Origin of the sequence: Pumilibacter muris, from assembly GCF_943193045.1 — a bacterium.
GTDB classification, from domain to species: domain Bacteria; phylum Bacillota; class Clostridia; order Christensenellales; family Pumilibacteraceae; genus Pumilibacter; species Pumilibacter muris.
Genome location: NZ_CALPCN010000007.1, coordinates 103,416 through 119,458 on the forward strand (window position 1 = coordinate 103,416; position 16,043 = coordinate 119,458).

A 16,043-nucleotide genomic window follows, 5' to 3' on the forward strand; every position below is an offset into this window, starting at 1 on the left:
CGAGGCAGGTTGTCAACAGTTGACAGATATTTATTTTTGTTCTATAATTTATGCGGATAGTATTCACTTAAACTATACAAAAAACTCACGAGGTAAACTAATGGCAAACTATCGGCTCGGACTCGACGTTGGCTCCACCACTATAAAAACGGCGGTGCTCGACGAGAGCGGCAAACTCGTTCATTCGAGTTACGACAGACATTATTCCGACATAAAAGCCACGCTTGCAACGGTGCTGCGCGGCGTGCTTGAAAAATACGACGATTTCACAGTTATGGTAACGGGCAGCGGAGGCATTTCGGTTTCGGAATGGCTGGGCATACCGTTTATTCAAGAAGTGATTGCGGGAGTGGAGGCTATAAAAACTCTGATTCCCGAAACCGACGTTGCAATAGAACTCGGCGGCGAAGACGCCAAAATAACGTATCTTACGGGCGGCGTGGAACAGCGCATGAACGGCACTTGCGCGGGAGGCACGGGAGCGTTTATCGACCAAATGGCAAGCCTGCTTAACACCGACGCGGCAGGACTGAACGAACTTGCGAAAAGCCACACTATTCTCTACCCCATAGCATCGCGTTGCGGAGTGTTCGCAAAAAGCGACATTCAGCCGCTCATAAACGACGGCGCTAAAAAGCCGGACATTGCGGCTTCGATTTTTCAATCGGTTGTCAATCAAACTATTTCGGGGCTTTCGTGCGGCAAGCCCATTCGCGGCAACGTCGCCTTTTTGGGCGGACCGTTGCACTTTTTAACAGAACTCGGCGCAAGATTTGTTGACACGTTAAAACCCGCGAAAGCCATATTCCCCGAAAACAGCCAAGTGTTCAACGCAATAGGCGCCGCTATTTCGGGAAACAAAACGTTTAAAGCGGCGGAACTGCTTAAAAAGCTCGACGCGCTCGGCAGCATAGACTCGCACGAAGTGGAAAGACTTCCAGCGCTGTTTTCGTCGGCGGAAGAACTCGAAGAATTCCGCACGCGTCATGCAAAAACGAAAATTCCGTTTGCGGATATTAAAACACACAAAGGTCCCGCCTATCTCGGCATAGACGCGGGCTCCACAACAACGAAAGCGGCGCTCATAAACAACGACGGAGCGCTGTTGTATTCGTGGTACGGCAGCAACAGCGGCGACCCGCTTAAATGTATTGTGGGAGTGCTCAAAGAAATATACTCTTTATTGCCTGACGGCGCGTTCATAGGTAGGAGCACAATAACGGGCTACGGCGAGGGCATGCTCAAATCCGCTCTGCATATCGACGCGGGCGAAATCGAAACAATGGCGCACCAAACGGCGAGCAACGCAATTTTGCCCGGAGTTGAGTTTATACTCGACATAGGCGGGCAAGATATGAAATGTCTGCGCATTAAAAACGGAGTTATAAACGATATTCTATTGAACGAAGCATGTTCGTCGGGTTGCGGAAGCTTTATAGAAACGTTCGCGCATGCGCTCGGGCTGAGCGCCGAAGAATTTGCGCAAAAAGGGCTTGAATCCACATCGCCCGTAGATTTGGGCAGCAGATGCACCGTGTTTATGAATTCGCGCGTAAAACAAGCGCAAAAAGAAGGCGCCACAGTTTCCGACATTTCGGCGGGGCTCGCCTACTCGGTTGTGAAAAACGCTCTGTTCAAAGTTATAAAACTGCGCGACAGCAGTCAAATGGGACAAAAAGTTATAGTGCAAGGCGGAACTTTTTTGAACGAATCCGTTTTGCGCGCGTTCGAACTCGTTTCGGGGCGCGAAGTTGTGCGTCCCGATAAAGCGGGTCTTATGGGCGCTTACGGCGGAGCTATTTTGAGCCGCAACAACTACGCGGGCGGCGAAAGCACGCTACTGAAAGCGGACGAACTCGACGGATTCTCCGTTTCAAAAACCAACAAACGTTGCGGAAAATGCGGAAATAACTGCTTGCTCACAGTATCAAAATTTAACGACGGACGCGAATACATAACGGGCAACCGATGCGAAAAAGGCGCGGGCGAAACGCAGAAAAAGCAAGATTTGCCGCCCAACCTTTTCGCCACAAAATACAAACGACTGTTTTCGTATTATAAACCGCTCGACGAACAAGACGCTCCTCGCGGCAAAATAGGTATTCCGCGAGTTTTGAACCTTTACGAAAACTATCCTTTTTGGTTCACGTTCTTCACTAAGCTCGGCTACCGCGTGGAGCTCAGTCCGCGCTCGACACGCGCGATTTACGACTTAGGCATAGACACAATGCCGAGCGAATCGGTTTGTTACCCCGCGAAACTCGTTCACGGGCATATTACCGCCCTTGTGAAAAAAGGCGTTAAACTCATATTTTATCCTTGTTTGCCCTACGAAATGGAAGAAGACAAAAACGCGGACAACCATTACAACTGCCCCGTTGTGGGAACTTATCCCGAAGTTATACGCAATAACATGACCGAAGTTTTCGGCTCCGACGTGAAGTTCATGGCGCCGTTCCTCTCTATAAACAGCCCCGAGCGACTCGTTAAAAGAATGCGCGAGGAATTCCCCGATATTCCGTTAAAAGAATTGAAAGCGGCGGCGAAAGCGGCTTATGCGGAAAGCGAAAAGTTTAAAGCCGAAATCCGCAAAGAGGGCGAAGAAACGGTAGCTTATTTAAATAGAACGGGCAAACACGGCATTGTGCTTGCGGGACGCCCCTATCACCTCGACCCAGAAATAAATCACGGCATACCCGAAATGCTCAACGCCTACGGTTTTGCGGTGCTCACCGAAGACAGCATTTGTCACCTTAAAAGGGTGCAGCGTCCGCTCAGAGTAGTTGACCAGTGGACTTATCATTCGCGGCTGTATTCCGCCGCAGAATACGTTCGCACATCCGACTGCCTCGACCTTGTGCAACTAAACTCGTTCGGATGCGGACTCGACGCCGTTACAACCGACCAGGTGCAAGAACTTCTCGACGCGGCGGGCAAAATTTACACGGTGCTCAAAATAGACGAAGTGAACAATTTGGGCGCCGCAAGAATAAGAGTTCGCTCTCTTATGGCTGTGCTCGACGAGCGCAAAAAACGCAATATACACGCGCCGCTTTCGGTGAACGCGCCCGACGGCAGAATACTTTTCACCAAAAACATGAAAGCGAACTACACTGTTATAGCGCCGCAAATATCCCCTATTCATTTGCGCATTCTCGAACATGCGCTTCACAAATTCGGCTATAATATAAAGGTTCTTCCCGAGAGCGCAACGGCAGTGGAAACCGGCTTAAAGTATGTGAACAACGACGCTTGCTACCCCACTATTTTAACTGTGGGACAGGTTGTTGACGCGTTGCAAAGCGGGCAATACGATTTGAATAAAACCGCCGTAATGCTCACTCAGACGGGCGGCGGTTGCAGGGCTACAAATTACATAGCTCTGCTTAGAAAGGCGCTCAAACAGGCTAATATGGCGCAGGTGCCCGTAGTTTCGCTTAACTTCGCGGGGCTTGAAAAAAATCCCGGATTTAAAATTACCATACCGCTAATGCTTAACATGGTTTATTCTATTTTATACGGCGACCTGTTTATGCGGTGCCTTTACCGCGTGCGCCCGTATGAAAAAGAAGCGGGCGCGGCTAATGCCGTATATGAAAAATGGAACGCTATTGTCAGCGAACAGATGGAAAAAGGCGACACAAAACCTTTTGCGAAAAACGTTGCGCAAATCGTTAAAGACTTTAACGATATTCCCACTCTCGACATTAAAAAGCCGCGCGTGGGCGTTGTGGGCGAAATTCTTGTTAAATTCCACCCCGCCGCAAACAACCGACTTGTGGAGCTTATAGAACGCGAGGGCGGCGAAGCCGTTGTGCCCGACCTTCTCGACTTTTTTATGTATTCGTTCTACGACGACACGGTTCGCTACGAATTGCTTGACGGTTCACGAGGGCAAAAACGAAAATCCGACTTTTATATATGGTTTATAGAACGATTGAAACGCCCCATGTTAAAAGCGCTCGAAGGCACGAAATTCGGCGCACCCACTCACATTCGTGAAATGGCAAAACTTGCGAGCAACGTTGTGTCTATCGGCAATATCGCGGGCGAGGGTTGGTTCCTAACCGCCGAAATGCTCGAACTAATCGAGCACGGAGCAAGCAATATAGTTTGCGTGCAACCGTTCGCGTGCCTGCCCAATCACGTCACGGGCAAAGGCGTAATGAAAGCGCTCAAAGCCTACAACCCGAGCGCCAACATTGTGGCGGTAGACTACGACCCGGGAGCAAGCGAAGTAAACCAAGTGAACCGCATAAAGCTTATGATGAGCGTGGCGTTCTCTAATTTGAGAGGCGAGAAAAAAGAACTTCCGCCAAAACTCGACGAACAAGACTCCTCATGTTGCTATTCTTGCCGAGAAGCGGCGGCAACAAAAGAACAAAACGATTAAAAAACGCAAAAAAAGATTCGGACAAAATTCCGAATCTTTTTATTTATATTTACTTAATTTGTTAGGTTTTTCAGCCCTGAGGCGGCTCGTATAAAATCGCGCTTTTAAGAGAATCGTTACTTGTGCCCACTTGCACTCTCGCCCATAATTCTTCGGTGCCGATATAATGAACTTTTTCGAGAGCGTTACAGTTATTAAAAGCTTCGCTCTCTATTTCTATGCAAGTGGTGGGCAATGTAAATTCCGCAAGCGACGAACATCCGTAGAAAGCCGCGCCTCCGATATTCTCAATCTCGCCGAGTTCGAGAGTTTTAAGCGACGAGCAATTCATGAACGCTCTGTAACCTATTTTTCTCACTCCTACTTCGAACGTAACTTTTTCAAGCTCGGCGCAATTTTCGAAAACGCTACTTCCCATATATCGAACTTTGCCCGGCAGGGTAACTTCCTCGATTGAACTTCCGTTAAAAAGTTCTTCCGCCAAACCTACCGTATCGGCGCGGAACGAAACCGTCTTGCCATTAAAATTCCTTTCTTTCGAAACCGCGCACTTCCCCAAATATATTATGCCGTTTTCCGCTTCGCCGATTTCGCCGCAACCGAAGAACGCGCTCCTATTCACTTTCAAAAGAGACGAAGCGTCGTCGATATTCGAAAGTTTTTCGCACAAATAAAACGCACTGTGCTCAACCGTCTCAACGTTTTGGAAGCCCGATACAGAAGCAAGGTTTTTGCACCAAGCGAAAGCATAATAGCCTATTTCGGTAACTTCGCCGCTCAAATTTACTTTCGTAAGTTTGTTATATTTTTCAAACGCGTATTGTTTTATCTTACTTAAGCCGTTAGGCACGGTAATTTCGGTTACAAGTTTTCCGTCTATATAAAGCTCGTTGTCTTCGTCAAGCGGATTTGCGTTCAAACCGAAATTTATATCAAGCCAATCCCCGATTGTTCCCGTATAGTTGATTTTAGGCACGGTGTAAGAAACGAACTTGTTCACCGTTTTAAGATTTTTACCGAACGTCAAGCTTTTTATACCGTCCACGCCCACAAATTGATAACTTATTTTGGTAGTCGAATCGGGCACGACTATATCGCCGCTAACTTCCTTACCGCCAACAAAAAGCGTATGCGTGCCATACGGCGTTTGATTACCGAACTTAACGCCGCACCATTGCTCCATCGTTCCTTCGAAAATAAAGTCGCCGCGCCCGCCCACGCTCTCGAAAGCATAGTCTCCTATTTCGGTAATCGACGACGGCAAAACGACAGCCGTTATTCTATTTAAGCCTATATTATCAGTCGATTCTTTGAACGCCGAATACGCAATTCTTTCAACGGGCAATCCTTCGTGTTCGGCGGGTATTCTCAATGTGTCGGTATTGCATTCGCCGTCCATTCCCGTAACTACATAAGCCGTTTTTTGAGCGTTAAGCTCGTATTTCAAATTTGGCGTAACTCCCGCCGTTGTTCCGCCGCAAACCGAGCAAGAACCGTCTTTCCCGAGAGTGTCATGCAAGCCCAAGTCTACATAAAGATAATCGCGGACGCACGTTGCGTAGCGACGATGCGCAACGCCGTTATGGCTGAATTCTTCGGAATAGGGATGATTTTCGGTAGCGGGTATTGTAAAGTTCTCTTCGCTCGACGGCATTTTCGCATCCGCGTCGGCAAACGTTTCATAACAGTAAGTGCAAACATAATACTCTGTGTGACCCGGAAAATCGCAAGTAGCCTCTTCGGCGCTCATTTTTTCAAGCGGGAAAGTATGTTTCAAAAATTTCGCGTATAACGTCACGTCCTTAGTCGGCGTATAACTTTGGGTATATTTTGTTCCCGAAAAATCCGAAGATTCATACCACCCGTCGAAAGTAACATCTTCGCCGTCGCGCAAAAATTCGGGAAGATTTATGGGGTCTCCTTTGTAGCACTCTTGCGGTTCGAAATTTTCGTCGCAGTTAGTTACAAACGTTACCGTGCAAAAACGCTCGTCTACAGGCTCACGGTCATTATTGTTGGAATTGCCTCCGCCTCCGAAAAGGTCGCACGCAGTGAGCGACAAAGCGCAAACGAGCGCGGCAATAACGGCAAAAAATTTTTTCATAATTTTTTTTGTACTCCCGTATGTATGATATTATTTAATTTAGCTAAATAATATCATACATACCCCCCCCGTCAAGCGTTTGCGCCGCCCGATTTTCATTTTTTTTATTTTTCGTCTTTTAGCTCTTTTTTTCGGAAAGTTCTTCGGCGGAAGCTTTTTCGCGTTTGCTTATTCTCAGCCAATTAACAAATCCTATAGCGCTTATTACCGTAACTATGCTCTGAAGCCCCGCAACGGCAAGCCCTTCGCCGCTTTTAATAAATTGCACCGTCCAAAGCGCCACATATAAAAGAGCGGAAAAAAGATTGAACAACCAAAACTCTCTGTAATTTTTAAGCATTAAAAACGCGGTTATAACGCTTATCGCAAGCGTTGCCGCATCCAAAACGGGCTGAGCGCCTCCCGTAGCTTTCAACACAAAATACAGCGCCGTTATTGCCACGCCTATTGCGGCTACGCAAACAAACCATTGCCAAAGCGAAAGCGCTCCCACTTTTGTGTTTTGCGGTTTGTTTGCGGTAACAAATCGATAAATACCTATCGGCGCAAGCAAAGCCGCATGATAAACTGCGCTCGCATAAAGTCCCGCGTAAAAACTCGCGGCGCCGTGCGCTAAGCCGAAAACGGCGCACAATAAAAACGCGAACCGTTTGCCGTCCGACATAAGCAACAAGTACGTTACTGCAACTACCGAAGTGGCTATAAAGTACCATTTGTCGCCACCCGAAACGCCCAACACAGCCACCGCTACGGGCAAAAGTAAATACAGCGCGATTTTTAAAATGCGCTTTATCTTCAATTTTTCCATAATTAAATATGCCCTAAACTATAAACCTTGCACAGTTTCATCGTCGGCAACGTTTTTCTCGCCGCAAGCGAAACGGGCAAGAGCGCTCCCCGCAACCGAACCGAGCAATTCCATTCCGTCGTTGTTATAGTGTCCCGCCGCATACGGGTTCAAATACCTTTCGTCTCGGCTGAGCTTGCCCGCCAAACGTGTAAGCATAACAAAATCGTCGTCGAACGCCGAAACGTCTTCCTGCGCCGCCATAATCGCGCGGTCGCAATAATCGTCAGAAGAAAAAAAGCCGACGCGTATTATTCCGAAACCGTCTATTTTCAAATCGCTTTTCAGAGCGTTTTTATACTTTGTAATAGCGTCCGCATAGGCTTTGCGCGACGTGCCCGCAAGAGCGTCAGACTCGCCCTGTAACCAAACATAATATACTTTGCCAACCTCGTCGTGTCTGCGAACCCAATCAATAGCGGCTTTCGCTTTTTTAAGCGCGAAAGCGTATCTTTTGCCGCTCGGTGCCCAATCGGAAAGCGTCGTTGCGCCCTTAGCCGCATGCACAGCCAAAGTTTTAACGCCCAAAACTTTTGTATATGCGCGGCAAAACGCAGGAACAAGCGAACCGTTCATTTCATGAGCGCCAAGCAACAAATCGCCGAAGTCTTCGCCCACAGGGTGAGCAAGAGGAACAATAGAATCGGTTTTATACTTATATTCAAAAGCCGACCGAACAAAACCGTAATTCGGGCATGACTCCGTTTGCCCCTGCATATTGCTTTGTCCGCCGAAAATCAAAATATCCATTATGTTTTCTTACCCTCTCCCGAGTTATCCGAGCTTCGTCTGCCGAAGTTATCGGGGCTTACTCCCGTTTCTTTTTTGAACACAACCGAAAAATAGTTGCAATCCGAAAACCCAACCATTTTCGCTATATCTTTCACAAAATACTTTTTGCATAAAAGCAACCGCTTGGCTTCTATCATGCGTATTCCTTTGAGCGCTTCCATAACCGTCTTTTGCGTCACGCTTTTATATACCGCGCTCAAATAGTTCGGGTGCCGCCCCAAATGAGCCGCAACCGCTTGCATATCAAGCTCGGGGTCGGAATAATTCGCATATAAAAAATCGTTTATTTTATCGGCGTAATAACGGTTTCCGAGCAATTCGTCGGGCGCCGTAACCGAATCGTAAGAAAGCGACAAAAGCAACCTGATTATGCTTTGCGCGCACCTCAAATTGGAATATTCTTTATAAACGTGCTTGCTTTCGGCAATAATCTGCCTGCCGAGTTTGTCGGCTTCCTCGTTTACTTTGCCGAACATAGGCACGAACAAATTTTCGATTTCAACCAAAACGGTGTTGTCGGGTTTGTCGAAAACGATTTCGCTTTCTTCGCAAATCCGCGTGTCGCATTCCAAAAAGAACGCAATACTGCTGTGCGTGCAATCGCCGCGCACCTCCATGCCGTACAGAACTCCCGCAGGCGCAAAAAAGAACTCGCCGTCGCGCACAATTCTGTCGGTTCCGAACTGCTTCATTTTTACGCGCACTTCGCCTTTTTCCACAAAGGTAAGCTCGTAATACTCGGTTTTTCGCGTTTGCGAATTGCCGCGTATTGTGCAACGGTGCGCAAAGCAAATGCGCGGAAGAGAGGTGAATTTTAAATTAACGTATTCCATGCTCACTCCGTAAACACGAATAAATTTTTACCCTTGCGCAAATCGATTCTCCTCGATTTTCCGAAACATTTAACATACGCGGCGGGGCAATCGAACTCGCTTTCCACCGTTATTTCAGCATGCGAACCGTAACGCGCGAGCAAAGAAAATCTTCCGAAAGAGCACGCCGCGTTGTGCCACTCTATGCGCTTCCCCGCCTTTTGCCAAGAATCGGGCACTCCGTGCAAAAGAAACAGCTCGCCGTCTTTGTCGTAAAAAAGCATAGAGAGGGTGCGCATTAAAAAGCAAGCCTGTTCCGACGTTTTGTGCGGAGTCGCCAAAAAATAGTGCTCCCAAAACGAATATGTTTCTCGGTCGGCAAGAGTTGCGAAAGCCGTGTAGTATTCGCGCAAAAACGCGTTCGTTTCGCCGCGCCACAAATTCAAAAAAGGAATAGGGCTGTAATACGGCTGACTGTATCCCGTGTTTTCGTCTAAAAACATATCGGCAATATAGTTGATTATAACACGACTTTGCTCCGCTTCGCAATCAAAAACGCCCATATACGGCAAATAAGCTACGGATAAAAGCGAATCTTTTACAATATGCGAAGCGTGGGTGACACAAATTTCGCCGTTTAAATGCAGCGCCGACGCTCCGCGCCCTTCCGCCCACGACGGAACTGCGGGAACCCATTCGCCGTTTTTAAGCGGCGCGAGAGGCGCGCGAGTGCATGACTCTTTAAACGCCGCGAGCACCGACGCTTTCAATTCGTTCGCAAGAGCTTCCGCCTCGCAAGCATAGTCGTCGGACAGCGCGCGCAACATTTCCGCCGCGCCCATAAGTCCCGCATACGCCAACGCGTTCAGCATGTAAGAGCGGAACGGGTCGGCGGGGTCCGCCACCTGCCCGTCGAGCATTCCCTTTCCTCCGCCGCGCTCGTCGGAATTTCTTTCCCGCCATCTTTTTATGTATTCCACAGATTTTATTATGCCGTCGCGGCAAGAAGCAAGCCAAGCGGTGTCTCTCGTACATTCGTAGTGCTTTGCCGCAGTGTAAAGAACCGCGCCGTTTTCAAGCATGTAGCCCGTCATGTTCTGCATAAATCCGTCGGGGTGTTGCTTTGCGAAAAAGAAATTCATACTTTTGCGCGCAGTTTCGAAATCGCCTACTGCGGTTAAAAAACGTATTACGTTAGAACTTTCCCATCCTATCGCGCTATACACTCCCACGCAAGGCGAAAACACGTTCGAGCCGCGCTCTCCGTAACAACTTTCGAGCAAATGAAAGTAGCCCGTTTTTAAAGCCTCGTCTATGCACTTTTCGGGCAAATGCCATTTTTCGAGCGAACCGAGCCGAAAACGCCAATATTTTTCGGCGGCTTCGAGCCGCTCCGAAAAACGGGAAGTCGAAAATTCTTTCGCACGCTCTACCGACACAGGCGAATGAAATAACACAAGCTCCGTTTCGGTGCGCTCGCCCGGCGCGAGCATTATGGAAAATTCTTGCGCCGCCGACGGCTCGCCGTCGGTTGACGCAAGCATATAAACGTTATTTCGGTAGTAACCCGTTCCGTTCTCGATTTTAACCGGCAACTTGTTGCTTTCAGACATAACGGGAGTGTTCACGTCCGGCAATCGGAAATACGCGTACCTACCTGTGCTCGCGGTATTAACCGCACTAATCTTCGCCCTTAAAACTGTGGGAACAATTCTTTTTTCGGCTTTCTCCCGCTCGGCGTCTTGTTCCTCCGTTATCGCGTGCGCCGCAGAATGGTAGTCCGCCACCAAATACGGAGTTCCCTTATCTTCGGCAATGTCTTTTTCCACACTGTCGCAAAAAAAACAACCCTCGTAGCGAACTCCGTTTTCAGTGAACGACGCCTGCAACGCGGGCAAAAAGCCTTTGCGGTTGCGCCTACGCAAGCGGTGTCTAAACCCCATGCCGCGCCCCAAAAGATAGCGGTAAGTAATGCGCGGAGCATCGCTGTCGAAATCTATTCTGTCCCAATTCAATCGGGGAACAATCCAGTCGTAAAGCTCGAAATGCTGTTTTTCCTCTATCGGCTCTCCGCGAAAACCAACGTTCCAAATGCAAAGGTTTCCCGGCACCGCCAAAAATGTGTTGCACGGTCTGGCGGGCAATTTTTTTGCGGCGGCAAGCGTTTGTTGCGGTTCTCGCTCGAAACGCTCTCTGTCGGTTAAAAGCCCGAGCGACTTTATATGTTCGGCAATTTCGCCATAGTCTCGCCCGTCGCTCGGCTCTGTTACGACAACGCCGAAATACGGCGCGTAAATAGGATACTCGGCTCTTACGTCGGCAGGCTTAAACGAAAAACCGCTGTCGCCGTAACGCAAAGTAAGCACGCAGTCGCAACTGCCGCGAAAGCTGCGGCAACAAACTTTTGCAACGTAACCGCCGCCCGTTTTTTCGAATTTTAAAAGTTCACCGTTAGTTATTTCGGGCTTGGCGTCGGCGCCGTCGCACAGAATTTTTATATCGAATACAGTATCGCTCATATTATAAAAAGCCTTTGCCGCAACGGGCTCGTTATAGCTCTATTAAAGTTCCGTCGCTCGCTTTAAGTTCGAATTCCCTCGTCTTTCCTTTATGAGTCAGGCGCGCCGTAACGCTATCGGAAAACGAAAGATTCACCACATACGCATATTTGCGAGTTCCGCAAGAAAACACGCCGACAACGAAATTGCCGCCCTCTAACGTGAAATCGGGTTTAACGGTTGAACGGTTAATATATTTGTCGCCGAAAAAAGCCACTCCTTTGTGCGTAAGTTTAAGCAGCGTTTTCCCCACCGCTTCCACTTGTTTGTTTATGCTTTGCGCGTAGCCGTAAAGCTCGGTTATTTTCTTTTCTTTGTCTACAAGCGCGTAGCCGAATCCGTCCTCGTGCACAACCTGACGGTAAGTGAAATAAAGCAAGCCTTTCGCGCCGTAAGCAATGTTCGTGTGAGCTTGAAAACGCAGTTCGTTTTCTGTGGGAATAGGATTTTTGCAAAAAGACGAGCTTTGCAAAAACGACCAAAAATCCAAACCGTGCTTATCGCAACACGTGCGAATCGCCGCCAAATTATCGAAATACTCGTCGGCGTGGAAACCGTCGTAATAAAACGGATAATGGTCGAACGACAACATTTTCGGCTCGCAATGCTCCACGAAATAATCGAGATATTCGGCGTATGTAAGCCCGTCGCGCTGACTTGCGCAGTCGGAATAGTTGGGGTGCAAATTCACATAGCCGAAACAATCGGGACGGTTTTTTTGCACTTGGCGGTTAATAAGCCCGCAAACGTCCATCATTGTGGGCGACGGTTCGTCCCAAACGAAAACGCCGAGAACGGCGGAACTGTCGGCATATTCGCCAACATATTCGTCTATTTTGGATATATTCGAAACGTTGGCGTAAGTAACGCGTTCGTCGCTTACAAGCGCGCGCAAACCCGCTTTTTCAATAAGTTCGAGCTCCTCTTTTTCGCAAGAAAGAGTCGGCACAAAATTTATTCCGCATTCGCGTATGCGTTTAAGCGTTTGAGCGTTCAGTTCGTCTTTATAATAAGGCACCCACGCGCCTATCGGGTATGCGCCCAACTTTTTGTCGATAATGTTTTGAAATTCTCCGTTCATCCTTTAACTCCTCCTACGGTAGTATTTTCCATGATAGTTTTTTGAAATGCCGCAAATACCGCAATTACGGGAATTATCGACATGATGAGCACCGCAAACAAAAGCGGATAATTTTGCCTGAACTGCATTTGAGTGACAAGACCTTGAAGCCCCACCGCAATAGTTACCTTAGACGGCGCGAACATATAAATTGTGAAATAATCGTTCCACACGCCTATCGCCGACAGTATGGCAACCGAAGTAAGACCCGGCAACGCCATAGGCAACATAATTTTGAAAAACACTTTGTAATGCCCCGCGCCGTCTATAAACGCCGCTTCGGCATAGCTCCAATCAAGGTTTTTGAAAAAACCGTAGAGCAATATAAAGCTCGAGCCGAAGCCGCCGAAAGCGCCTATGAAAATACCGGGATAAGTGTCGTATAGCTTTAAATTGTTATATAGCTTGTAAGTTGCCGCCATAGAGCCCACCGACGGAATCATCATGAGCACAAGCGCGGTAGTATAGAAAAGAGAGCTTCCTTTAAAAGGATATTTGGATATTATGTAAGCCGTCATCGCCGACATCAATATGCTTATCACGGTGTTTACTACCGTCATGAGAATACTGTTACCGAACATGCCGAGAATGTTCACGCCGTTCACCGAAAGCGCGAACGCATCGCCCCAATTACCCCAACGCCAAACCTGAGGAAAGCCCCAAACGTCGGAAAAAAATTCGCGGTTGTTTTTAAACGAATTATAAAAGCACCACACGAACGGAAAAATCAAAGTAAAGGCGTAAATCACAAACACGGCAAACACCACCCATATTACAGCCTTTTCGCCTTTACTTAAATGCTTTAATCCTTTAAACATAATATTGCCGTTACTTCCTATAAAAAATCGAACGCGGCTTGCGGAGCGCGCGAATATTACGCACTCCGCACCGTCTCGCTTTACTTGTTAATTTTCTTTTTTGCTTTTGCGCACACGCACTGCGAACACCGTTCCCGCAAGCAACAACACCGCAACGGGTAACGCCACCGAACCGACTGCGTTAGAGCCGCAGCCGCACTTTTTGTCTTTCTTATCGTCTTCGGGCGTGACAGGCGGTTTTTCTTCTTTATCCGAAGAGTCACCCCCCCCCCGCAACCGTTATCGTAACCGATTCGCTTTCGGCGCTGTCGGTGTAACCCTCTTGCGTGGTAATCGCCTTAACGGTAATCACATAATCACCCGCGTCGGTTGCGGCAAGCGTGTAGCTTGTTTCGGTTGTAGGCTCTTCGGCTTTGCCGTTTACCGTAACAATATAACCCGTAGCGTGCTCGACTTCGTTCCAACTCACTTTCTTTTCGTTTAGCGAAAGCACGGGTGCCGAGAGGCGGACGGGAGCCGCTTCGTCGGCAATATCTATAAAGTTTTCATAAGCCGCAAGCTGTTCGTCCGTCCAACCGTCTATGTTGGTTACACGCAAATTGTCGATACCGAAGTAGCCCGCTTCGTCGGTGGAGAACGATATATAGCCCGTGCAATTTTCATAACCGAATTCGGCTAACAAAATATGTTCGCCCTGAGGCTCGCCGTTTTCCATAATCACGCCGAAAACTTTAAGACTTCCGTTTTGAGCAACGATTTTAAAGTTCACCGTATTTTCGTATAGGTCGAGCTTACCCTCTTGAATTGCCTCGCAATCTTCGGGAGTGGTAAATCCGCGCCCCATAGATACGGTGTCGGTTCTGCCGCCCTCGTCGCTGTTTATAAACTGAATAACGTTCAAGCCGTCGAACAAACGCAAAAGCTTTGTTTCCGCCCAACCTCCCGTAGGGGTAACTTTGCCGAACGCTATGCCGAGCGGACTGTATAGCTCGACCGCTCTGCCGTTTTCGGGCTTATCTTTGGCAAGCACGGTACCGTCCTCTTTGGTAGGGCGGTCTTCCCAAGCGTAGTTTATCCAATCGAATTGAAGTATGAAATCGGCGTATTTACCGTTAGTAATCGCAAAATGTGTTCCGTTGCTCGTACCCGAAAATTTCAACACTCCGTTTTCAACGATTATTCCCTTTCCGTTTGCGCCGAGCGAAGTGGAGTTGTGCGTGTCGTTCTCGTAGTTATCGGGGTTAATGTATCCCGTGTTAAAATTATTCGCAAGAGTTTCTCCGTCGCCGAAATCTGCGGCGAACGTATCAACCGTAAACGCGGGTTTGAACGATACGGACGCCCCCGAGTTGCCGTCGGTTACAAGAGCCAAATATCCGTCGAAGTTTTGCTCATTATAAGTGGCTTTAAGTTCGCCGTCGATATACACGAGCATACTTTTGTCGCTCTTTCCCTCAATCTTAATATCGTGAAAGTCTTGCGACATCAACGGTAAATCAACCGCCGTTTGCGCCTCGCCGCCTTTCATAACGTTGAGCGCGGTTTTATCCGCAAAATTCTCGAAATAAACGAACGTTACGCCTTCGGCATCGATTGCCGAATTTTCTTCGGGAAGTCCGAAAGCTATGCCCGCTTTGCCCGCAGTGCTTTCCACCTTTAACGAAGCGTTGAGCACAACCGCCGTTTCGAGCGACGGCGAAGTTTCGAGCTTGCCGTAAGTTACAAGACGGGTATTTTCGGAAACCCCGTTCATATAGAGGTAAGTATCTTTAACCGCCTTACCGTCGGACGCATAAAAGTTTTGCGCGCCCACCCAATCGCCTATCGTCACGTCCGACGCCGAAACAAAGTCGGTCTCCGCAACAACGGTGCCGTCGGCTTTTTTCACAACAAGGTTGTCGATTGTTACGGAACCCTCGAAGTAAAGTGTGGCAAGGTGCTCTTGCGTTTCGTCAACCGTTATGAGCTGTTTTGCTTCGAAACGCATTCCCCACTCGGCATTCTCGTCTTGCAACGACTTGCGCTCCGCTATAACGTCGATAAGCTTAGGGTCTTCTTCGCTAACCGCATAGGTAAAGCGGTAACGGTAGCCCCCGTTGAGGGTTATATTCGTTCCGTTACATTTTCCCGAAGCTATATATTCTTCCGACCACGCGGTGCCCGCACCGGGGTCTATGCCGAGCGCGCTAATAAAAATATTACTCGTGGCGCCGCTATCTATATTAGACGGCATTCCCGACAGATTGATTTTGGTTGTGGCAGGATTCGTTTTCAGCACGTCTACTTCCATACTGTAACCTTCGCCCGCAGGAATAGGCGTTTTAGCCACCAATCTGTCTCCCGGAAAAGTTTTGTTTATTTCAAAAACTTCGCCGTTGTCCACTATTTGCGTTTCGTTTCCGTCGTCGTACACATTCCAATCGGCAATGTTTACCTTGCCTCTCGTTGTCAGCAGGCTTGTTACTACCGCCGTGCGTTTCACAGCCGCGTCCGCCGATTTCGAAACCGTGCTCGGCAATAAACATATTGCCAGCAAAAGCGCCAAAACGAGCATTGCCGCGCAAGTTATTTTGCGCGCGTTCTTACTTGTTGTTTTCAT

At 48.3% G+C, this 16,043-nt stretch carries 10 protein-coding genes; 1 reads left to right on the forward strand and 9 read right to left on the reverse strand.

Annotated features, from left to right (window positions below):
- Positions 1 to 100 precede the first annotated feature (100 nt).
- Complete coding sequence (locus NFR62_RS08660) at positions 101 to 4,393, forward strand: 2-hydroxyacyl-CoA dehydratase (protein ID WP_251617484.1); 4,293 nt, start codon at positions 101 to 103, stop codon at positions 4,391 to 4,393.
- Positions 4,394 to 4,463: 70 nt separating this feature from the next.
- Here the strand turns inward: NFR62_RS08660 and NFR62_RS08665 are convergent, their stop codons facing one another.
- The 9 genes from NFR62_RS08665 to NFR62_RS08705 all read right to left on the reverse strand — a co-directional run bounded on the left by NFR62_RS08665 (position 4,464) and on the right by NFR62_RS08705 (position 16,043).
- A complete protein-coding gene (locus NFR62_RS08665) occupies positions 4,464 to 6,497 on the reverse strand; it encodes a leucine-rich repeat protein (protein WP_251617486.1) in 2,034 nt (677 codons plus the stop codon).
- 118 nt (positions 6,498 to 6,615) lie between these two features.
- A complete protein-coding gene (gene pnuC, locus NFR62_RS08670) occupies positions 6,616 to 7,305 on the reverse strand; it encodes a nicotinamide riboside transporter PnuC (RefSeq protein WP_251617488.1) in 690 nt (229 codons plus the stop codon).
- A gap of 18 nt (positions 7,306 to 7,323) precedes the next feature.
- Positions 7,324 to 8,094 carry a sialate O-acetylesterase gene (locus NFR62_RS08675; protein WP_251617490.1) on the reverse strand — a complete coding sequence of 257 codons (771 nt, stop codon included), beginning with the start codon at positions 8,092 to 8,094 and terminating at the stop codon, positions 7,324 to 7,326.
- Positions 8,094 to 8,969: an AraC family transcriptional regulator gene (locus tag NFR62_RS08680; RefSeq protein ID WP_251617492.1), complete on the reverse strand. Its 876-nt coding sequence runs from the start codon at positions 8,967 to 8,969 to the stop codon at positions 8,094 to 8,096. Before NFR62_RS08680 ends, NFR62_RS08675 begins: the two co-directional genes overlap by 1 nt.
- A gap of 2 nt (positions 8,970 to 8,971) precedes the next feature.
- On the reverse strand, positions 8,972 to 11,467 hold the full coding sequence (locus tag NFR62_RS08685; RefSeq protein ID WP_251617494.1) for a glucosidase family protein: 2,496 nt from the start codon (positions 11,465 to 11,467) through the stop codon (positions 8,972 to 8,974).
- 31 nt (positions 11,468 to 11,498) lie between these two features.
- Positions 11,499 to 12,587, reverse strand: a complete 1,089-nt coding sequence (locus tag NFR62_RS08690; RefSeq protein ID WP_251617496.1) for a beta-galactosidase — start codon at positions 12,585 to 12,587, stop codon at positions 11,499 to 11,501.
- The gene (locus tag NFR62_RS08695) at positions 12,584 to 13,444 is read right to left on the reverse strand and encodes a carbohydrate ABC transporter permease (RefSeq protein WP_251617498.1); all 861 of its coding nucleotides are present in this window, start codon (positions 13,442 to 13,444) and stop codon (positions 12,584 to 12,586) included. Before NFR62_RS08695 ends, NFR62_RS08690 begins: the two co-directional genes overlap by 4 nt.
- An 87-nt stretch (positions 13,445 to 13,531) precedes the next feature.
- Entirely contained in the window at positions 13,532 to 13,720 is a 189-nt protein-coding gene (locus tag NFR62_RS08700; protein WP_251617500.1) for a hypothetical protein, read from the reverse strand.
- Positions 13,704 to 16,043, reverse strand: a complete 2,340-nt coding sequence (locus tag NFR62_RS08705; protein ID WP_251617503.1) for a DUF1080 domain-containing protein — start codon at positions 16,041 to 16,043, stop codon at positions 13,704 to 13,706. The genes NFR62_RS08700 and NFR62_RS08705 overlap by 17 nt, the downstream gene beginning before the upstream one ends.

What these genes read in the sequence shown, in the direction of transcription:
- NFR62_RS08660 (WP_251617484.1), top strand. Translation starts at nt 101, where the DNA reads ATGGCAAACTATCGGCTCGGACTCGACGTTGGCTCCACCACTATAAAA.
- NFR62_RS08665 (WP_251617486.1), bottom strand. Translation starts at nt 6,497, where the DNA reads ATGAAAAAATTTTTTGCCGTTATTGCCGCGCTCGTTTGCGCTTTGTCG.
- pnuC (WP_251617488.1), bottom strand. Translation starts at nt 7,305, where the DNA reads ATGGAAAAATTGAAGATAAAGCGCATTTTAAAAATCGCGCTGTATTTA.
- NFR62_RS08675 (WP_251617490.1), bottom strand. Translation starts at nt 8,094, where the DNA reads ATGGATATTTTGATTTTCGGCGGACAAAGCAATATGCAGGGGCAAACG.
- NFR62_RS08680 (WP_251617492.1), bottom strand. Translation starts at nt 8,969, where the DNA reads ATGGAATACGTTAATTTAAAATTCACCTCTCTTCCGCGCATTTGCTTT.
- NFR62_RS08685 (WP_251617494.1), bottom strand. Translation starts at nt 11,467, where the DNA reads ATGAGCGATACTGTATTCGATATAAAAATTCTGTGCGACGGCGCCGAC.
- NFR62_RS08690 (WP_251617496.1), bottom strand. Translation starts at nt 12,587, where the DNA reads ATGAACGGAGAATTTCAAAACATTATCGACAAAAAGTTGGGCGCATAC.
- NFR62_RS08695 (WP_251617498.1), bottom strand. Translation starts at nt 13,444, where the DNA reads ATGTTTAAAGGATTAAAGCATTTAAGTAAAGGCGAAAAGGCTGTAATA.
- NFR62_RS08705 (WP_251617503.1), bottom strand. Translation starts at nt 16,043, where the DNA reads ATGAAAACAACAAGTAAGAACGCGCGCAAAATAACTTGCGCGGCAATG.